This window comes from Vibrio sp. 2092, from assembly GCF_033339635.1.
Taxonomy (GTDB): Bacteria; Pseudomonadota; Gammaproteobacteria; order Enterobacterales; family Vibrionaceae; genus Vibrio; species Vibrio alginolyticus.
On record NZ_JAWOUY010000038.1, the window covers coordinates 1 to 20,108 of the forward strand.

Annotated in this window: 16 protein-coding genes; 9 read left to right on the forward strand and 7 right to left on the reverse strand. The window is 39.3% G+C overall.

The annotated features are described in order from the left end of the window. Window positions 1-107: 107 nt before the first annotated feature. From R7P80_RS29315 to R7P80_RS29325, 3 genes are read left to right on the forward strand one after another with little or no spacing between them, the layout of a single operon-like run. Window positions 108-1,271: a tyrosine-type recombinase/integrase gene (locus R7P80_RS29315; RefSeq protein ID WP_148524027.1), complete on the forward strand. Its 1,164-nt coding sequence runs from the start codon at window positions 108-110 to the stop codon at window positions 1,269-1,271. Continuing rightward, window positions 1,271-3,397 (forward strand): hypothetical protein, encoded by a 2,127-nt coding sequence (locus R7P80_RS29320; RefSeq protein ID WP_206627594.1) that lies wholly within the window; start codon window positions 1,271-1,273, stop codon window positions 3,395-3,397. Before R7P80_RS29315 ends, R7P80_RS29320 begins: the two co-directional genes overlap by 1 nt. 8 nt (window positions 3,398-3,405) lie before the next feature. Beyond that, window positions 3,406-5,229, forward strand: coding sequence for a site-specific integrase (locus tag R7P80_RS29325; protein WP_206627593.1), 1,824 nt, complete (start codon window positions 3,406-3,408; stop codon window positions 5,227-5,229). Window positions 5,230-5,408: 179 nt separating this feature from the next. Here the strand turns inward: R7P80_RS29325 and R7P80_RS29330 are convergent, their stop codons facing one another. The 7 genes from R7P80_RS29330 to R7P80_RS29365 form a co-directional block, all read right to left on the reverse strand. Continuing rightward, window positions 5,409-5,990, reverse strand: a complete 582-nt coding sequence (locus R7P80_RS29330) for a hypothetical protein (RefSeq protein ID WP_101905921.1) — start codon at window positions 5,988-5,990, stop codon at window positions 5,409-5,411. A 145-nt stretch (window positions 5,991-6,135) separates the two neighbouring features. Then, window positions 6,136-6,663, reverse strand: a complete 528-nt coding sequence (locus R7P80_RS29335) for a hypothetical protein (protein ID WP_000557529.1) — start codon at window positions 6,661-6,663, stop codon at window positions 6,136-6,138. 234 nt (window positions 6,664-6,897) lie between these two features. After that, entirely contained in the window at window positions 6,898-7,623 is a 726-nt protein-coding gene (locus tag R7P80_RS29345; protein WP_159066178.1) for a hypothetical protein, read from the reverse strand. A gap of 134 nt (window positions 7,624-7,757) precedes the next feature. After that, window positions 7,758-8,231: a trimethoprim-resistant dihydrofolate reductase DfrA46 gene (gene dfrA46, locus R7P80_RS29350; protein ID WP_101905916.1), complete on the reverse strand. Its 474-nt coding sequence runs from the start codon at window positions 8,229-8,231 to the stop codon at window positions 7,758-7,760. A gap of 601 nt (window positions 8,232-8,832) precedes the next feature. Further along, window positions 8,833-9,333, reverse strand: a complete 501-nt coding sequence (locus R7P80_RS29355; RefSeq protein ID WP_206627592.1) for a hypothetical protein — start codon at window positions 9,331-9,333, stop codon at window positions 8,833-8,835. A gap of 161 nt (window positions 9,334-9,494) precedes the next feature. Further along, window positions 9,495-10,151, reverse strand: coding sequence for a quinolone resistance pentapeptide repeat protein QnrVC8 (locus tag R7P80_RS29360; protein ID WP_206627591.1), 657 nt, complete (start codon window positions 10,149-10,151; stop codon window positions 9,495-9,497). A 706-nt stretch (window positions 10,152-10,857) separates the two neighbouring features. Further along, window positions 10,858-12,021 (reverse strand): hypothetical protein, encoded by a 1,164-nt coding sequence (locus R7P80_RS29365; protein ID WP_206627590.1) that lies wholly within the window; start codon window positions 12,019-12,021, stop codon window positions 10,858-10,860. A 119-nt stretch (window positions 12,022-12,140) separates the two neighbouring features. Here R7P80_RS29365 and R7P80_RS29370 point away from each other — a divergent pair, with 119 nt between their 5' ends. The 6 genes from R7P80_RS29370 to R7P80_RS29395 all read left to right on the forward strand — a co-directional run bounded on the left by R7P80_RS29370 (window position 12,141) and on the right by R7P80_RS29395 (window position 20,002). After that, window positions 12,141-13,385 carry a DNA-sulfur modification-associated family protein gene (locus R7P80_RS29370; RefSeq protein WP_021453075.1) on the forward strand — a complete coding sequence of 415 codons (1,245 nt, stop codon included), beginning with the start codon at window positions 12,141-12,143 and terminating at the stop codon, window positions 13,383-13,385. Between the two features lie 266 nt (window positions 13,386-13,651). Next, the gene (locus tag R7P80_RS29375) at window positions 13,652-13,936 is read left to right on the forward strand and encodes a hypothetical protein (RefSeq protein WP_228097980.1); all 285 of its coding nucleotides are present in this window, start codon (window positions 13,652-13,654) and stop codon (window positions 13,934-13,936) included. Between the two features lie 27 nt (window positions 13,937-13,963). Continuing rightward, on the forward strand, window positions 13,964-15,934 hold the full coding sequence (locus tag R7P80_RS29380) for a site-specific DNA-methyltransferase (RefSeq protein ID WP_206627589.1): 1,971 nt from the start codon (window positions 13,964-13,966) through the stop codon (window positions 15,932-15,934). Further along, entirely contained in the window at window positions 15,934-18,843 is a 2,910-nt protein-coding gene (locus R7P80_RS29385; protein WP_206627588.1) for a type III restriction-modification system endonuclease, read from the forward strand. Before R7P80_RS29380 ends, R7P80_RS29385 begins: the two co-directional genes overlap by 1 nt. A gap of 119 nt (window positions 18,844-18,962) precedes the next feature. Continuing rightward, window positions 18,963-19,211, forward strand: coding sequence for a hypothetical protein (locus R7P80_RS29390; RefSeq protein WP_025638959.1), 249 nt, complete (start codon window positions 18,963-18,965; stop codon window positions 19,209-19,211). Between the two features lie 164 nt (window positions 19,212-19,375). Beyond that, a complete protein-coding gene (locus R7P80_RS29395) occupies window positions 19,376-20,002 on the forward strand; it encodes a hypothetical protein (RefSeq protein ID WP_206627587.1) in 627 nt (208 codons plus the stop codon). The last annotated feature ends 106 nt before the right edge of the window (window positions 20,003-20,108 follow it).

The following is a 20,108-nucleotide window of genomic DNA, read 5'->3' on the forward strand; positions in this document are numbered from 1 at the left end:
TTTAATCATCACTAATCTACTATACGAAAATACTATATACAAATAGATTACTATAGCCTAGACTTAATCTCTCAATAATAGGTCATTGGATAGAGAGGGAGAGGTCAATGGCACATATCCGCTGCACGACCAAGCTAGAAATTAATGGTTCGAAATTAGATAAATTCCCTCTCATCATCACAAATAATCTCAAGGTTCATATCCTCTCATTAGAGTACTTCCTCCATAAAAGAACTTCAGTCCAAGCAACAACATTATTCACATATGCGCAACATATAGCGGATTTTCTATCTCAGCTTGAAGTTGAAAACGATGGGCTTACTTGTGAAGATCCCGAATATCGAGAGTGGGATGAAATTGATGATAATTGGATAGAGGCATATTCTGCCGAATTAATCAGTCGATATGAATCTGAGTCTGATAATAAGAAAAACTATGTTGGCAGCCTTTTAAGCACTGTGGTTGGTTACTTGAAATGGACGCAAACCTCAGGCTATACCACCAACCTTATTGGTATTGGTGAAGATAACCGTATTAAGTTGAATACTTCTAGTTCAAAAAAAGGCGATCAAACAATACTCCCTCTTGCCAAAAAACTCTCAAAGGAAAAATCTCCAAGGCGCACAGCACCTAGAATGGACTGGATTGATGCAGTTAAAGCTAACCTACAAGTCAAAAGTGCTGAACTCCGTGTACGTGATGAATTAATGATTGATTGGTGTGTTGGGATTGGTCTTCGGGCGCATGAAGTTTGTTCGCTGACTATCAGCCAATTACCATCCAAGAAGTCGGCTGAAGATGCCTATATTAATGAGCAAAATGTATTTATAAACATTGTTATTTCAAAAGGGAGTAAGCCTAAAAGGGTACCTGTGAGTGCGCTTTTGATTAAAAAGACATGGGATTTCGTGGAGATTGACAGAGAGCGTGTTCTTTCTCAAGTTAAGAGTAAAGCAAAAGAACAGCGTATCCCATTTGTTGATTCTGGCATTTTATTCCCATCTCAAACGACGGGAATAAAAGTACACTCCCGAACCTTTTCTAACAAAATACGAAAAGCATTTTTGAAGGCTGTTGAGGTTGGTGACTTAGCTGAAGACCAAGTTGTGTGGACGCATGGTCTTAGACACCGCCATGCGACAGACTTGCTCCAGGGCTTGGATAATAAAGGCGTGAAAAACCCAGAAAGGATAGCTAAACAGTCTACTAGGCACCAACATGAAGATATGCTTGAAACATACACAGTTTCAAGGTTCCATGAGGATATCTGATGGCGAAAAGAAAACTGCAACGTCGTAAGGTTGATCCCAAAAAGAAAGCAACAGTAACGCCGATATCACCATCTGGTCGTTTTGAAGTATACCTAGGTAAGGATACAAGCACGATTCCATGCTTAGATCTCATGGATTTGCATGATGGCGAGAGGATAATCCGTAGCTTAAATCTCTTTGTGCGAGGTAAACGAGCTACTACGGCAAGAGGTGAATCAAACGAGGTATTAAGTTATTTAAGGTTTACTCGCAGATTTTCGGGAGTAGTCAACACTGCAAGTCTGGATGCATATATTCATGAACTTAGTGCTAATTCTTCTATTCTCTATACGACTAAGTATCAGAAATATTCGACCATTAAAAAATTCATTGAGTATCTTAAAGAAAGTAATGTTCTACCTGATGAGATGAAAGTTCCCGTAGGTTTCGACTCATCTAAGATTGCTAAAAACTCCAAAAAGTCATTTCCTGAGCTTGCAAGACACTACGTAGAGGATGACAGTAATTTTGATGGAGAAGATATCAAAAAGGTCGCAGAAGCTTTTGAGATTGATTTGCGGGATGCTCGGGCATACTCTTTTGCTCTGGAGTGTATAGATACTATACATAGAGAGTCTCTATCCGCAATTTCTAAGCTAGAAGGTGACTGGGATTTTGTTCAGTCGATTATCGACAAACTTACTCCAGAGCATGTCGCTTTTTATCAAAGTGTTGATGGAATTAATGATTCTACTTTTTTCAGAGAACGGACTGCTCAAGAGGCAATTGCAACCTTATATGCTAAATTTGGTACGACCATTCCAGCTACCAAATATTGGCCGCCAAAATTAGAAAGTTATTTTAGGTCAATAGGTTGGGATAAGGTTAGCTCTAGGGTTAAACGATTGTTTAAGGGGGAACCCGTTGAAATAGAGGATGCAGAACTACTTGCATTCGCCAAGGGTCTTTCTGAAAAGCAATTGATTGAGTATCGTGACCTTGAGGACTTTAGCTACCAAAACCCTCGTTTCGACTTGAGGACTATTGAGCATGCAATTGCCATTTTATATGTTCAGCGAGGGCGAATACTTCCCGACTCTACTCAATGGCCAACTGCCGTAACAGATTATCTGAAAAATAGAGGTTGGGTTCCTTCACGAGTACGAGCTTCGCTCTTCCCCACTACTAGGTCTGTGTTGCCGTTTATCGTAGGTTTACTTTCGTATATCGATTTAAGTCCTAATGTTGATACGGTTGCCCAATATGCACATTTAGGTTCGTTTGTTCCCGCTGAAGAAAAGGGAATGGTCAGGGTTATTCTAGATAAATTCAGAGGGAAGCCACTTGATAAGTCTTTCAATGCTGATGATGAAATTATTGCTGCCTGTGTTAGGTATGTAGAAAGAGTAAAGAACTTCTTACTCGATGCAGGTGAGTTTGGCCGTGAAGTTCTTAGAATGGAAAAACCGCCACTTTTTGTTCAGTATACGGCCACTGCATCAGTAACAAAGGCAGAAGAAACTGCAACCTTAACAGCACCGCACGTTTCAACCGTGACCGATCTAGTTCGAGGTTTCATTAGCGACACATCTGTAAAGCACCCTATCCTTAAAGAACTAAGTAATGCAACTGGGGAAAACTTTCGACCAACCAACGCGCTGATTTTAAAATTATCTGGCGAATCTTCAGCTATGATTCAGAGGATTCTAAACCATAGTTTCTCATCAACAACAGATCTGTATACAGAAAGGGTTTACACGCAGACAATCTTAAAAACTAAGCAAAAGAATTTCATGCAGTATCTGGTTGACAATGCTACTTCTCAAGAATCAAAATTGAAGTCAGACAAATCAAAATCAGAAAATGATTTGTGGGATGTGTCGTCAGATGGAGTTGATGAGTGGCTAAACTGCGATGCTCAACGTTTTTGGTTTCACGATGTTGAAATTATCTCTGAGTGGGTAGCTTGGGAAAAACAAATATCTGACTATGAAGAAGAATTGAAGTTCAACAACCCTAAACGATGGAGTATCTATTGGCTCCCTAGATTAGCCAAATACAGAAGTATGTTGTCTCTTGTTTCCAAAGCTGAGTTAAAAATTGCTGCTGAGAAAGCGGCAGGTATTACATTACCACCGTTATCATAGAGGGCAGAATGGCAGTTAACGTATTTGAAAAAGTTGTTTTGGATGAATCCGAAAGAGAGTTGCTCTCTGAAAGTCATCGGGATAATGTTTTTGCAAATCAATTGGATGGTATTAACCACAGTGAGGGTGGTTCATTTGACTGGCTTTTGAGTGGATATTCTGAAAACACTTGGAGGCTAAAGCCCCACATTGAATCCGAAGAGCCATCTAAGTACACCATTCAATGGTTTTATGATGACCTAGAAAACATGAGTGGTTGGAGTTACTGGGTTGACGTATGTAAAGATGTCTGTGTTGCAAAAATGAACAGGGAAGATAGGTGCAAACTTAAAACAGGATCGCTAGCGGTATATGCACGAAATTTAAGAAGCCTAGCTCGCTTCCTCTATATCAAGCGAAATTGTAGTCTTGTAGAAGATATCTCTCTTGATGATATCAATGCTTACAAACAGGCTCTGATAGAGCGTGAGCTTAGCTCCTCCACTTTGGAATCCGCTGTAATCCCTCTCCACGATTTGTACTTACTCCGAGGTGCAATCAAGCAGTCATTAAAGTTTGATCCGTTCTCCTCAACGAACAAAACACAATGGGCCAAAACTAACGGAAAGGCAGATGGACACACTAAAACGTTAGTGCCTAGGGAAACTTTTTACCTATTAAATGAGGCGATTAAGAGAGTTTCTACTTCAAAAAAAGACTTGTACCTCTTAGATATCTACATGGGAATTAGAGGGACTGGAGAAGAATTAGATAGAGGTGTCGCTGATAAATTCAAAAGACGAACAGGGGAGAGTTCAGGAGTCTTGATTAAAAGGATTCGTGAGTTATACGGGGCCGCACTGGTTGTGTGTTTTTTGCTGACCGCCGAGAGGCAGCACGAAGCAGCTTTAAGGGATGAATCTGATGTTATCGATTTACTAGAGTCTGAGTTAGACATTTTGGTTGGGATGGAGACAAAAACTTCAGGATCTATTGCAGGTAAAAAAACGGAAGTTGCTGTTATTCAAGAAGTGAAAGATGCTTTCTGTGTAATCATGGAAATTACAAAATACACAAGGAGTGTTGCTGGTACTTCGAAAGTCCTTTTAAAGTTGCCCATGTCACACTGTGCTGCTGGTAACAACCAGAAGCACTACTATTTATCTAGCCATCCTATGTATACCCTTTTAGAGTATTTTGGAAAATCGTGCGGTTTCAACACGGCACTTAGACCTCATATGTTTCGTCGTGCTTACGCTATGATCTGGAGCTGGCGCTATGAAGTTGGGGATCTACATGAACTTTCTAAGATGCTGAAACATAACAATGAAATATTCACCAAGAGATATACGGATGATGAAGATATCTGGGAATTCATGCCTGACGCTCATCAACAAATAGCGTTTGATATTCTGAATAGGGCATTCTCCCAAAAGATTAAAGTTTCAGGAGGAGCATCTAAAACCTTGGAGCGATATAGCCGCATCATCCAAGTAAAATCTAAAATACTCAATCCAACGGAAATTGCTCACTTCATTGATGATCTTATAAATTCAGGTGAAATTACGATAGTTGTTCATGCTGATGGGTATTGTGTTTTCACTAAAGAGACAAAGTGTCATTCAAAGTGCCTCAACTCCAATGGTGAAATTGATGAAGCCCGAAGGGAGGAGTCTCGTTGCGCTGGATGCCCAAACCTAGGGATTGATGATCGTCGTGAAGCCTACTGGCAAAGAAGGATAGATCTTCACCAGCAAGTTATTGAAAATAGTACAAAGCCCATGTTAGTAGAGAAGTCGAAGCGTTTTATCGCTGATATCAAAAACTCTCTGGCTATACAATTAAATTGCTAAGTTGTACTGACTTATATGCAATCTGACGCCTATGGTGGTGAAGCGTGACCTAGTCGTACAGACTGTCCCTTATGCCACCAAAATCGCTTTTGGACATAAACGCGTTAGATTAATGACTCTAACGCGCTTATCTGAGATTAGATAAAGTATCTTGAAACCTTAAACACTTGTTATGCTTCTTAGCCATCAGTGCTACTTGGCATGATTTTTTGCCAAATTTTCATATCAAAACCAATATCAGCCACATTACACGCAACTTTCGCCATTTCTAGTAATTTGTATTCACCAAAGATAAATTGGTCTTTATCTCTGATTAGCTTATATAGATAAAAGACTAATTGAACCTCTTCGATTAACATTTTTTTTGTTAACCTTGAGAATTCCTCCGTGTTCTGCGAGTTTACTTTGTTATAACTTTCTCTCTCTTTTGCACTAACAAGCAAGTCCTCTGAAAACTTGCTTGTATGAATAATCAGCTTTCTAATCTCTTGGTTTAGGACCTTTTCAGTGCCTGCTAACTCGACCATAAGAGCATTAATCAAAGACATATCAATAACAGGCACTCCTACTATATATTTATCTTTGACAGGATTAATAAAATCATCGTATTTATGCGACAAGTCAACTTTGTATTTATCTAGTAATATTTCAAGCTCAAAGTAGAAAGCTCTTTCCTGCAAATTAGCTTTCTTAGTCGCAAGCCTGATAGTCATGTAATGGCCTAATAAAACACCAACTAAACCTACAAATAAATTCTCCATTCGTACTCCGATTTACAAACTGAAGCATAACGCCCGCTTAAGGGGCAGCCAACGCCACTACTAACTTACCGCATAACACCGTAATCAACCAAAACCAACGCATAGTAAAAATGCCACGCGTTGGCTGTCCCTCTTGAAGCGTTTGTTAGCTGCAAGTCACAGTGTGTTCCTTAAGCCCCAATTTCCAAAGATTATCGATATTGTTAAGGTATGTGGATACTTGCTTTCTTGGAGCATTGATAATGACTTCACTAGATACACAGACTGAATCAGTTTCACGATCATAGTAACCAACTTCTACGCACCAAGGATCATTGGAATCCTTTGCTATATCGATTAACCTAGAACGAAAATAAGCGCACGAACCACTAGAATAATAAAATTCTTTTTCAACGATGGCAGTTACACCACCTTTACGTTCCCCGATAAACACAACGGGAGATAACAACTTAGAAAGATATAACTTCTCAATTATATTGATAATTCTTGTGTCATGATCTTCATCCCAAATAACAGCGAAATCATGAATTTGGAAGTGATTAAGATCGTCTAATAATGAGTTACAACTTTCTGTAGAGCGTAATATTGAATAGTGAGTTCCGCGACCAAGGTTTCCGATAGGAGCAGTTTCGTCGTAGATCGTTGTAAATAGTGTAGAGTAAGATGTATGCATATTAACCTCAATTTCACTTGATGTTGCAGTTTCACCTGCGTAATGGGCGATTACCTTTCGAGTAACCACAAGTCACTAATAATCCTATACATAAGCGCCAATTCTGGCAAGTGCAGCTAACGCCGCGTTAAGGGGTGAGTGCCGCCTAAACCAGCTTTCCGCAGACCACTTTCACCACCAAAATCACCGCATACCAAAAATGCCACGCGGCACGAATCCCTCTTTAACGCTTTGTTATGTTTTATTTTCAAGATTATGCTGAACCTTCAAGTATACATCCAGACACTCTTCAACCAAATTCTGCTTACCATGCTGAGCAATCAAAAGATAGATTATGTGGATCAGTATCGTTGCGCCGATATGTCTCTGAAGCTCTGACTGAATATTTTCGACACTAGGCAAATTAGTCGCGGATGCATATAACAATAAATTCCTTTTGTTAGCAGTATCTTTAATGTATTGAAATATTGACGTAATTCCTCGCTCAGATGCAACCGCACGCACTTCGTGCAGGTAATCTTTAGCATTGCCTGAAGCGTCCACATTAACCTGGCTAAGTGGTGGCTCTGGTTGGAAACTAAAGTCGCCGATCTGTAACTGAGTCTTAAGTATATCTCGACCATTACAGCTTTCTACAACTAGCTGATATGGAATTTCACTTACTTTCAATGCAACGCCTAGGAGAGTTAAAAATGGGTAAAGGCCACCCTTATGCTTATGATCATGCATCCTTAGTTCATTAGAACGAAGATATCCTTTACTTTTAATAGCAATAAATAAAGCTGTTGCAGCCTCCTCTTCAGCAGTGATAGCTAAAAACGCTGCCACTTCAGGCATTGTTCTCGCTAGTTCAAAAGCCCGTTCGACATAACGAATGCTAGATTTAGCTGCAAAACCCGAATGTCCCTTCGTACGAGATGACATTTCAAACACTTTCTTCTGAAAATCACTTAACCCCATGAAATCCTCATAAAACATAACGCCTTGTTAAGGGGTGAGTAACGCAATACCGATGCCGCCGCATACCACCTTAAACACTAAAACTAACGCATAGTAAAAATGCCACGCGTTGCGAATCCCTCTTGAACAATTTGTTAGCCCTTTGTCCAAATTTGGTACGTGTAATCAATATTTGAACTGAAACTTTGCTCAAATGTTTGCTTGAAACTCTGTGGAACTGAAGGGAAAAACACGTCGCCAGAGATGTGCTTATGAATCACTGAAAGATGGATAACATCTGCTTGTTCGATTAATGCTTTGTAAATTTCACCACCACCAGAAACAAAGACATGTGTTGTCGTGTTGTCTAAGTAAGCTAAAGCCGATTCAACGCTTGTGAAATAAACAACATCAGGATCATTCGAGACCATTTCAGTACGAGTAACCACAGCATATTTTCTATTCGGAAGTTTACCCATTGAGTCGAAAGTTTTACGACCGACTAAAAGCCAATGATTGTAAGTCATAGCTTTGAACAGGAGCTGCTCACCATATACATGCCAAGGTATATCCAATCCAGAGCCAATTACTCCATTCTCGGAAACAGCTGCCATAATGGATATTTTCATTTTTCCTCCTGAGGGCTAACGCCCTGCTAAGGGGTGAGCAATGCACTGCAAGAGCCACTGCACACCGCCTTAATCACAAAACTCACCGCATGCTGAAAATGCCACGCATTGCGAATCCCGCTTAAGCAGTTTGTTAGCTTAAATTTCAGCACCTTAGATTTACCAAGCCTGAGATTAAACCGATTTGGAAAATCAACAAACCACTTAAGCTTTGAAACCCGAATTGGCTCAAACTTTGTGGCCTTTCATGCGATTTGAAAACCCGAAAATTTTGATAAATCACTTTCGGAAAATTCAAAGCTAAAACAAAACCTCCAAAGCGACTTTGCACCAAACTGGCGAACCTCGCGCAGTCCCAAAACTCAATTGAGGCAACTGTTCGAAACTCATGTTGACAAACAATGTGGATTTGCCGTGGAACCAGAGCGAATGGCCGAAGGAAGAAAGAAAAACCACAAACAACTGATTTTTAATGTTTTAAGCTAACGCCGCGTTAAGTAGTGAGCGACGCCACCACCTAACCTAAACCATTGTGCCGTAAACACTAAATTCAAGGCAAACCGAAAATGCCATGCGTTGCGAATCTGCCTTAAACGCTTTGTTATGTGTTTGCTTTGTCGAGTTGACTTTTACACTTAGAATGCTCACAAGACACTACCGTTAACAATGATTTTGTAAGTTCAAACGCTATTTCAGACTCTTTTTCACTAAAAGCTGTGTAAGGGTTGTAGCCGAAACTGACTTGGTTTTTAGTGCTAACTTTGTAATCCCTAGACACTGCATCGGAATGAGCGATGGCTATGTTGCGTTTACTTATTAAACTATTATGAAACTCGAGTAATTCACTTGATAATTTGCGCTTCCAGCGATTTAACAAAACCCCAAACTTTGTGCTTACCACTTCTTTGTATTCTTGGTCTTTTGTATTGGAAGAACCAAACACTCTACCATAAGCAATTATGAAAGATGATGTTAGAGCCAACTGAATAATTGGCTCTTCGCCAGCTTCATAAGATAATTGCTTTTCTAGGAAATCGTAGCAATACAATAAATCATCAAATGCCATAGTAACCCTGTTGATATAGTGCTCAGATTGTTCCATTTTACCTCCCTGACACATAACGCCGCATTAAGTGGTGAGCAACGCAGACTACTGGACTTAAAGCATTGTACCGTAAACACTAAATTCACAATAAATCAAAAATGCCGAGCGTTGGGAATCCGTCTTAAATGCTTTGTTATGTGCGTAGCCGAATCTTGCGCTTAGTCAGGAACAATTATTACCCCTAATTGCTCCAGTAACTGCTCCTGTTGCCACGAGCATATTTTTACACCTGTAAGATCAATCTTTCGAGGATCTAAACCATTAAGTTCTGAATGACTTAAATCACAGCCTTGTACTCTAAACTGTTCCCAGCAGTCTGCCGAAAAAACGCCACGACTTAAATCTGATTCTTTAAATGAAGCGCCTCGAAGATTTGCACCAATCCATCTATTTTCGAACAGATCACACTTTTCAATAAGTTGCTGCTCAAAATTGGCATAGGATAAGTTACAACCTGTTATGTATGCAGAGCAAAAGTACATTTTATTCGAAACCTGATTTACAAAACTAACTTGGCTAAAATTTGCCCCTTTAAGATCACAATCTCTCAGTTCAATACCAAAGCAATTTGCCCCCTTAAAATGGGACATTGAAAGCTGACAATCTTTAAATGAAGCATCTCGGAGATCAGCATAAGAAAAATCGCACCCTTCCAGTGCCCCCTGCTCTATGAAAGTACAGTTAATGAACTGTGAATCTCGAAGGTTTGACCGCTTAAAATTACAATGTATAAAAGTACAATTGCTAAAGATATGTTCTTGCAAATTCTGATGTGAGAAGTTTACTTGATTATATAATTGCTTTGATTTTTCCATGCTGTAGCTCCAAAAAATATTTGATTTGAAGACTACCATTTACCTGAAAGTTCTCAAGAAAAACAAAACCAATAAAAACAGACACTTAAAACACCCCGTTTTAGCCAAAATAAGGCATCAAAACGGCATTTTAAAGGGTGCCAATTCAAAACAACCGATGCGGCCAGCTAGAAAAAAGTTTTAGTGAATCTGATGGGTTTTAGAGAAAGCACATAACGCTTTCTATGCGGCTTTTAGCCGTCTTTCATATTCCTATGATGCAACCTTTTTAATACCCCATCAACGTGTAATCAATAGGTTAATGAAAGTTAACGGAGGTTAGATTGCATGATGCCTTATAATTTCAGAAAAATGCTGCTACCCAAACTCCTTCGGATAACTTTTGATAGGGGAAAGTACTGTGAACTAAGTGAGCGAGAACTTTTGATCTGAATTGTTTTGGGGCAAAAGTGAGCTAGAGTAATCTGTCAGATCTGATTACATAGCTGGGCTTTGTTGCGTAAAAGAATAATCAACTTCATCTGTGATTCCTCAAGCGGTAACATGCCCATTAATGCCTTATCGCTTGGTAGATAGCTGGAATTACCGAAGAATTTTGTTCTGAATTTTGGCTCCGATTCGTCGTGAATTCACTATTACGCAACAAAGCCACATCGCTGTTAGAGAACTGGCAGATCACGTCCTGACTAATCCAGCTAAGTCATAATTAGATCTTCAACACTTCTATAAAGTAGTCTGCTATATTGTCTCGAAATGTACGCCCACCTCCTGTGGCATTGATCCAGTACTGCCCAGTAGCATCTCTTTTGAAAGCAGCACAGTTTTCCCAGTGTGACGCACTTTTGCCGTAATCAAGCTGACCTAGCTTTTCACCAGCAGCGTAGAGCTGTTGTGTCGTCAGAGTCGTATTTTTCGTCAGGTAGTATGTAACAACACCCAATGCTTGCCAGGTTTGCATGGAACGATGAAATCCGTTGCTACCTTGCTTTAACTGAGGAGCTATATATGAAAGCCAACCGCGCATTAAAGGTATGAGAGCTTCTAAAGCTTTATCAACTAAGCTGCTAGTTATCGCGGATTTATTTGCGAGATGTGTTGGAAGTCGTTTCTCTATCCTGATATTTTTTCCACCTAAACTGGCTAGAATCATTTGGATTAGAGTATTTTTTGTCGTGACAAAACTATCTGATTTAGTAATTTTGTTAAATTCAGAGACCCCGCCAAGTTCATTTAACTCTAAAGCTTCAGATAGTTTTTCTACACCAATAATGAGTGGTGATTCTTGTTCATGTGTAGCAATATACTGAGAGTAAAGTTTGTTCTCTGTAGTATTAACACCAAAAAATAGTTTAGCAGCAGTCTGTTCAGGATTCTTTCCATTACGCTGAAAATACAAGTTAACTTGTATATCAATCGATGCCAGCACCTGCTTCTGTGCAGCAGTCAACGTGTCGGAATTTTTCCTTTTTTTATTTGTGATGGGATCTGTCAAGCCCAACAGTTGGCTCAATGCACTAATGGTAAGAAAACCATCAATGATAGTGGTCTTACTTGAGCTGAATTGGAGTGTAGCTAAGTTTTTGTCGAGATATTCGCATTGAACTTCCCCCAAAATGAACATAGAAACTGAAGGAATACATAAGGGGGCATTATCTTCCACACTTTTCTTATATTGCGTTGTAAGTGTCTGTAGTCGATCCCTGTTAACCGAACGTTCATAACTATCTTCAAAGTGCTCTAGTAACAACTGTTCTTTTGGAAGGTTGGCGAGCAGAGTTTTGGCTGTTGTAAAGCTTTGAACTAAAGATATTCCCCCAAGTACATTGCTGCTTGCGAGACCACTCAGCACTATTTCATCTGCTTGCTTCATTCATTTTTATTCTTAACACATTGATTTTTGCAAATGATAAAGAAAAAAAGTAGAAACTTCTTGATTGGGGCGTCGCCCCGATCAAGAATGAGCGCCCTGAAATTAACTAGGAGCTGAATATGGTTGATAGTAATGAAGAGACTGTGCGTTATGGTCTTACGACAAAACAGGTTTACGGTTGTGCTACGCATTCATCATTTAACGGTGTATACACGATGTCTACGGTTATGACGGTGGCAGATCTTTTACGAACTTGTTCATTTGACTTGATTCCATCGCACCTCAAAACTATTTACAAAGAAATTCAGAGGGTTGCTAGCCCGAGTAGAAGACAGGGATTTGAGGACTACTGCTATAGACACTTAACTGAATCTACAGATATTAGTGGTGTTATTCCCCCAGTGTTAATTGGATGTATGTCTGAAGTGCAAATAGAGATTAGTGAAGACCCACGTATTAACGATGTACTTACGATGCAGCCAGATAGGAATTTTGTAGTAGATGGAGTAAATCGGCTCTCTACGTGCGCAACTATCTTAGGTGGTTATGACCAGTCATTACTAAAAAAAGTAAAAGAATCGGATGCCAGATTGCAGCGGAGAGTTGAGCTATCTGTTTTGCTGCAAAGTTTGAGTGTTCAAGTTGTTTTTATTTTTCGTAAAGATAGAGCACTATCGAAAGCAGACTTTGCTCAAGTATTCGCTGATGTCAATGGTCAGGCGGCTCCTATGAGTACGAATAAGCTCATGAAGCTCGCCAGAACAGATGCTGTCGTTGACTTTGCTCGTGAAATTGGTTCATTACCAATTGTTTTGTCACATGGGGGGATGAGTTCTGAAGCAAGTACCGTAACCCTGAAGAGTGAGTTCATTCTGACGTTGAATACGATCACTCGTTTCATTCTAGGCGCTTTAGGGGGCGAGCGAATGCAAGGTAAGGTCAGAGGTGTACGTGAAATGCCCGATGGTGCAATTTTGTCCCAAAAGCATCTCGAACCAATCAAAAGTGATCTAATACTGTTTTTTGAAACATGGGTTGATTTTCAAGGTGATTCTTTTTCGCAGGATAGAACTGGTTTTCAATTAGTTGCGACTCTGATTCAAGGTTTGGGTTTAGTATTCAACAATTTATGGCGGACTTATGAAACTATTCCTTCAGTTGAACGAACGAATCATATATATCAAGCAGCAAAGAAACTCGGAAGTATGGACTATTCACGAAGAGCAAAGCATTGGGACGGCTGTGGCTGCGTTGGCCTGAGTGAAAATGGCATGTATGTGGTTAATACAGGTGGTGCAACGAGTCGAATCGGTTTTGCTCGACATCTGTCAATCAAGCTAGGGATTCCCTATCGTAATAACTGATTCTTTTTCAATATTTTTTATCCGTTTTACCCCGCTGATTGGAAATTATCTCCTACAAAATTCGTATGTTCACGATAAGGGCGGCATTGTCGCCCCATAGGTTATCTTGGTAGTTCGTAAAATACTGTTTGTGTTTTACGAGCTGATAACGTTGCTCCATTTGTTTCTTCCGCAAGCAAAACTCAACTCTCATAAATACACGTCGAAACTACAATTTTGCTGCAATATTTGATATTGTGGCAAAAACGATTATTGAGTAAGTCAGGATGATTTCAGGTTTAAACAGTGGAAACTGTATTCTTAGCGCTATGGCGAAAGAAAGAGTTAAGAGCGGCATACTAGATCAGGCGCAAGTTGTGGGCTGTAAAGGTGAGTACGCGGTAGTCTTTAACGGTATGGACTGGAATGGTGATCCACTTGTGCTGAGTAGTTCAAGACAACCTTATGAGGCTCGTATCTTCAAGAGCTTAGACGGTGCTATCGCTGAGTTATTGCGTATTGGGCTTACAGAAGCATCTATTAAAATTACAGCTAAATCAGACAACGATTAATCACAAGTCATTGAATTTGGAACAAAGATGAACATTAAAGAAGAGACAGTATATTCAAACAGTGAGACAGCTAATAGCAAACAGCTTGCGATTCTCAAGAAACATTTCCCAAATTGCTTTGATCGTGATGGTAACTTTATTCAAGAGCGAATGCTTGAAGTGGTGAATGACGGTGAAATTGAACTGTCAAAAGAAAGTTATTCGTTGAACTGGCTAGGTAAATCATATTCTCGTTTGCTGGCGAACTTACCACCTAAAACCCTGATTTACGCAGATGTAGAACACAACTCCCAAGACAGGCATAAAGATAGTAAAAACTTGCTGATCAAAGGTGACAATCTCGAAGTGCTAAAGCATTTGGTTAATGCGTATAGCGAGAAGATCAAGATGATCTACATTGACCCACCATACAACACTGGATCAGATGGTTTCGTCTATAATGATGACCGTAAATTTACCAAAGAGCAGCTTGCAGAGTTGGCTGGCCTTGATATTGATGAAGCTGAACGTATTTTGAGTTTTGCAGATCAAGGATCTAGCAGCCATAGTGCTTGGCTTACTTTTATGTATCCTCGACTTTATGTTGCCAGAGAGTTGTTGCGTCAAGATGGCGTGATCTTGATATCAATTGATGATCACGAACATTCGCAGCTCAAAATCTTATGCGATGAAATTTTTGGTGAAGCCAACTTCATTAGTAGTTTTATTTGGCAAGGCGGCAAGAAAAATGACTCAAAAAGATTATCGGTAAGTCACGACTATATCCTTGTCTATGTAAAAAATGATGAGTACTTAAAGTTAAATGAGGTCGTTTGGGAAGAAAGAAAAGAGGGTTTGGATTCGATCTATCAAAAAGTAGCGGAGCTGCTTAAAACACACGGTGAAGACTATTCAGAAGCTTCTCGTGAACTTGCTAAATGGTACAAATCCTTGCCTTCAGACAATCCAGCGAAAGAACACGCCCATTATAGATTTGTGGACAAAGATGGAGCGTATTACGGTGGGGATATGAGTAGCCCCAGCTACCGTAAAAATCTTATTTTTGATTGGAAAGGTTACAAGTGTCCTGCAAATGGGTGGCGATATAATGAGTCGGCGATGGCTGATTTGGACAGACGTAATCTATTGTTGTACCCAGACTCTAAAGATAAAAGGATTCAGTACAAAAGATACTTACATAATACCGAAACTTGGTCGCCATCGACATACTTCTACAAGGATAGAAGAGCTGCTTCTAAACAATTAAAGAAACTGTTGGGAGAAAATGTTTTTGACTTCCCGAAAGATGTCGATGTGATAGCAAAACTGATTCGAATTTTTACTGATGAAGCCGACCTTGTTGTTGATTTTTTTGCTGGCTCAGGCTCTACAGCGGAGGCCGTATTCAAAGTTAATAGTACAGATGGGAAAAGCAATAGATTCATATCTGTGCAGATACCTGAAAATACTGAAGTGAAATCTAATGCTTATAAAGCGGGTTACAAAACTATCTTTGAAATAACAAAAAAACGAATAACTAAAGCATCTGAAATGATTGAGCTAGAAAACCCTAAGTATCAGAGTGATCTCGGTTTTAAAATATTTGAAACAGTTGAAGATTTCCGTGTTGAAGAAGATGACAAAGAATTAGCCTTATCCAATCTTACGATGTTTGATGATGTTTTACTGACTGAGGAGCAGTATCAAACCTTACTAACCACTTGGGTATTGTATGATGGTAGTGAATTAACGACACCGATTTACGATATTGATCTTGATGGATACAGAGCACACCTGTGTGATAGACGCTTGTATATGATTGCCCCAGATTTTAGTAGCAAGGCACTCAAGGCTTTACTTCATAAGCTTGATGATACGGATGACAGAGATTTTGATCCGAACAAGATTATTTATTACGCAAACAACTTTGACAGCGTTAAGCAGATGGAGTTGAACGAAGCTCTGAAGAGCTATGCAAATAAGAAATCTATCGAGATTGATGTGGTGGTACGTAACTGATGAGCAAAGGATTTACTTTTGAAAAGAATTTGCCACACCAAAAAGCTGGTGTCGATGCAGTTCTTAATATGTTTATTGGCGCAGAACCACAACTAGATGATGATCAGAGTGTGCGTCTATTAGCTAATCCTGAGTTGGTTATTACTAAACAGCAGCGACGTACAAACATCAAAGCCATTCACGAGTTTAATGGTATTGAACACAGCAAAAAATATTACAATGAGAATAGTAATGTTATTGACGTGTCGATGGAAACGGGGACAGGTAAGACTTACACCTATACCAAAACGATGTTCGAGCTGAACAAAGTCTTTGGCATCAATAAATTTATCATCATTGTACCAACTCTTTCTATCAAAGCGGGTACGGTGAACTTTCTTAAAAGTGATGCACTTAAAGAACACTTTAGAGAGACAGAGCGTGAACTTAAAACGTATGTTGTTGAAAGTAAAAAATCATCTAAGAAAAATGCCAAATCGTTTATGCCGCAAGCGATTCACGATTTTGTAGAAGCAAACAACTACCACAAAAAATACATTCACGTCATGGTGATTAACTCAGGAATGGTGAATTCACCATCTTTGACCGAGGTGTATGACCGTGGGTTGCTAGGCAATAGGTACAACACACCAATTGAAGCGATTAGCGCAGTAAAGCCATTTATTATAATTGATGAACCTCATAAGTTTCCTAAAGCAAAAACAACTTGGAATAACATTGAAAAGTTCAATGCTCAAAGCATTATCCGCTACGGTGCTACATTCAATGAAGAGTATGAAAATCTTGTCTATCGCCTAACGGCAGTTGACGCATTCAATGATGATCTCGTTAAAGGTATCAATACTTTCATTGAAGAAATGGTAGGCGATGATGTTGCTAGCTTGACGCTGAAAAAATCTACGACCACGGAAGCAACTTTTGAGCTTAATGAAAATGGTTCAAAAACCATCATCAAAGAGGGTAAAGGTGAATCTTTAGCGAAAACGCATCCTGAAATTCACGACCTATACATTGAGTCGATGAACACAAAAATGGTCGTTCTCAGCAATGGTGTTGAACTTAAAGTCAATGAATCAATCAACCCATATTCATACTCTGATACGCTTGAAGACAACATGATGCGTAGGGCGATTAAAGAGCATTTCAAAGTTGAGCGAGAAATGCTCACACAACGCCCTCGAATCAAGCCGTTGACCTTGTTCTTCATCGATGATATCGAGGGCTACCGTGATGGAAATAACATCTCAGGAAGCTTGAAAACCAAGTTTGAAGAGTGGACTTTAGCCGAGGCTAGAACACTTCTAAAAACTGAAAAAGATGAATTCTATAAGCAGTATCTAGAGAAAACGATTGAGGACATAAGTAGTGTTCACGGTGGTTATTTCTCAAAGGATAACAGTGATAAAGATGAAAAAATCGAGCAAGAAATCAATGAGATTTTGCACGATAAAGAGCTGCTTTTATCTTTAGATAACCCTAGACGCTTCATTTTCTCTAAGTGGACCCTTCGAGAAGGTTGGGATAATCCGAACATTTTTACGCTTTGTAAGTTGCGATCCAGTGGTAGTACAACATCAAAACTTCAAGAAGTTGGACGCGGATTACGTTTGCCAGTCAATGAGTATATGGCTCGTGTGAATGGTGAGTTCAGACTAAACTACTTTGTTGACTTTACTGAGAAAGATTTTGTTGCATCCTTAGTGCAAGAAGTGAATCAAACGTCTTTCAAAGAGACAGTTCCATCCAAGTTAACCCAAGAGCTAGAAGATAAAATCTTATCGAAATACCCTGGCCTCGAAGCATTAGATTTGATGATGGACTTGCTTGGAAAAGGGATTATTGACAAAAGTAAAAACTTACTTGGCGCAAATGCCTATAAACAGCTAAAAGATCTGTATCCTCACGCTTTCCCTAGCGGAGTTAAGAGTGGAAAAATCAAAGTTGCAACAGAAGGTAAAAGTCGCTCGAAAATGCGAGTTGGTAAGTTTGATGAGCTAAAACAACTGTGGGAAATGATCAACCAGAAAGCGGTGTTAGAGTACAAAATCGCCAGTGAAGATGAATTTCTAAATTTGTTCACCAAATATCTGCTTGAAGAGTCTGATAAGTTTAAGAAAACTGGGGTCCAAACACGTATCGAAAAAGTGTATATGAGTAATGATACGGCAATGTCAAAAACGGTATTTGGTGATGATGATGACTTCACTAAATTCTGTACTATGACGTACAAAGAGTTTGTTACTCGGCTATCACAAACCGCGTTTATTAAACCATCAACACTACACAAAGCATTTGTTGCAGTGCAAGGTACGATTAATATTACTGACTATTTGAATATTCAGACCATTAGAAAGATCAAATCAGGATTTAGTAAGTTCTTGTTACACAACTCATTTAGTAAGTTTGGGCTTGGATATAACATTATTTCCAGCAGCGTACACCCAACTAAATTTACAGATGAAACAGGCCAAGCTTTGAAAGATGTTGCGGCAAGTGATCTCGGTGTTCACGCGGATCATTCCGTACTACCGCTGGACAGCTACCTATTTGAAGATGTGTTTTATGATTCTGAGTTGGAAAAACTCAACATTACCGATGGTGAAATTGAGTCTGTATCGGTTTTTACTAAGATCCCTAAAAACTCAATAAAAATCCCTGTAGCGGGTGGTTATACCTACTCTCCTGACTTCGCTTATGTGGTTAAAACCAGCGAGGGAGATTATCTGAACTTCATCATAGAAACAAAAAATGTTGAAGGGAAAGAAACTCTAAGAAAGGAAGAAGAACGTAAGATTGAGCACGCTAAAGAGTTATTTAACCAGATCAGTAAAGATGTGAAGGTGGAGTTTAAAACTCAGTTTGCTGATGATGTGATTTACGATCTAATCAAGCGGTCTGTTACTGCTTAGATGTAGTATATCTAAGGAAGGCACTACAACTTATAACCATTCAATAAAAATTGAAAATGACACAAGTGGCACTATAAATCAAAATTCAATTTTGATTGGTCGATTTTCGGATATGAAGTATGAAGCTACATGAGATTAGGTTACAATTTGAGGCGGGAGCATTCAAGGGATGCAGCATTACCCGCCCATTGTTCAGCAATGAAGGTTACATTCTGATTTGCCATGGAAAAAAATCATCATTGGATACTTTTTTGACTGCGCAAAGAGGGACTGATGCTAGGATCTTTAAGACAACCGATGCCGCTATTAGCGCTGCTTATCAAATTGGGTTTAGAGAATTTAAGGTGAGTCTTCCCGAACTCAAATAGTAAGTCAGGGTTAAATGTTCAAATAGAAACTTTGAATCTGACTAACTTTGTTTATGGGGTTGCACGTAGCAACCCCTTCGCTCATCATAATTGGAAAATGATTGTATGAAACTTTGAAATGAACATATAACTTCATTAAGTTTCACATGACACTGGGGGTAGCGGTGAGTCGTAGAGAAGCCAAAAAGCAGATGTTTTATCAAGCATTGAGGAACTCAGTTAGTGCTTTAATTGAAGATGGTAAGGCAGGTAACATCACCCAAAGTGAAGTCATCAAAAATGCGACCTACCCTAATGGTGAGAGTGTAGGTGAGACTACTCTTTTTGGTAAAAGTGCCAAAACGGGTGGTTTTATCCATCAAGAATTTATGAAGGAACTTGATAGCTTAATTAAGGACGCTAACAAAAGTCCCCAAAAGGCTCAACGAAAAACGCTCTCCACTTTAGAAAAGCTCGAAAAAAAGCGTTCAGACTATTCAGAACTTAAAGCGGAATATGACTCTGTTTTAGCTCAGTTTGCCCTTATGATGCAAAGTAAAAATAATGTTAATGAAGCTTCTAATGAGAACCGAGTCAAGACACTGGAGGCTGACTTATATCTTGTAGCATCACTACTAATGATGAGAATTGACGTGGACATTCCAGAGATTTCTGACATCGTCAAAAATTATGAAAAAAAGTACTCTGGTCAAGATAGATTGGCTTTAGCACAGGATAGAGTTTCTCGTTTAGAAAGGCGCATTAGGGACTCCAAAATCACACCAATATTTGGTACGATTAACGAAAGTTAAGAACCTTTACTCATTCGTATAGTAACGGTGATTAAAGATAATGGTTAATCCTATGAATTTAAAGGAAAAAGGTAGAAATTATGAGTAGAGGTTCGGTGAACAAAGT

Bases quoted from the DNA above. Each gene is read 5' to 3' on its own strand.
- R7P80_RS29315 (WP_148524027.1), top strand. From the start codon at position 108: ATGGCACATATCCGCTGCACGACCAAGCTAGAAATTAATGGTTCGAAA.
- R7P80_RS29320 (WP_206627594.1), top strand. From the start codon at position 1,271: ATGGCGAAAAGAAAACTGCAACGTCGTAAGGTTGATCCCAAAAAGAAA.
- R7P80_RS29325 (WP_206627593.1), top strand. From the start codon at position 3,406: ATGGCAGTTAACGTATTTGAAAAAGTTGTTTTGGATGAATCCGAAAGA.
- R7P80_RS29330 (WP_101905921.1), bottom strand. From the start codon at position 5,990: ATGGAGAATTTATTTGTAGGTTTAGTTGGTGTTTTATTAGGCCATTAC.
- R7P80_RS29335 (WP_000557529.1), bottom strand. From the start codon at position 6,663: ATGCATACATCTTACTCTACACTATTTACAACGATCTACGACGAAACT.
- R7P80_RS29345 (WP_159066178.1), bottom strand. From the start codon at position 7,623: ATGGGGTTAAGTGATTTTCAGAAGAAAGTGTTTGAAATGTCATCTCGT.
- dfrA46 (WP_101905916.1), bottom strand. From the start codon at position 8,231: ATGAAAATATCCATTATGGCAGCTGTTTCCGAGAATGGAGTAATTGGC.
- R7P80_RS29355 (WP_206627592.1), bottom strand. From the start codon at position 9,333: ATGGAACAATCTGAGCACTATATCAACAGGGTTACTATGGCATTTGAT.
- R7P80_RS29360 (WP_206627591.1), bottom strand. From the start codon at position 10,151: ATGGAAAAATCAAAGCAATTATATAATCAAGTAAACTTCTCACATCAG.
- R7P80_RS29365 (WP_206627590.1), bottom strand. From the start codon at position 12,021: ATGAAGCAAGCAGATGAAATAGTGCTGAGTGGTCTCGCAAGCAGCAAT.
- R7P80_RS29370 (WP_021453075.1), top strand. From the start codon at position 12,141: ATGGTTGATAGTAATGAAGAGACTGTGCGTTATGGTCTTACGACAAAA.
- R7P80_RS29375 (WP_228097980.1), top strand. From the start codon at position 13,652: ATGATTTCAGGTTTAAACAGTGGAAACTGTATTCTTAGCGCTATGGCG.
- R7P80_RS29380 (WP_206627589.1), top strand. From the start codon at position 13,964: ATGAACATTAAAGAAGAGACAGTATATTCAAACAGTGAGACAGCTAAT.
- R7P80_RS29385 (WP_206627588.1), top strand. From the start codon at position 15,934: ATGAGCAAAGGATTTACTTTTGAAAAGAATTTGCCACACCAAAAAGCT.
- R7P80_RS29390 (WP_025638959.1), top strand. From the start codon at position 18,963: ATGAAGCTACATGAGATTAGGTTACAATTTGAGGCGGGAGCATTCAAG.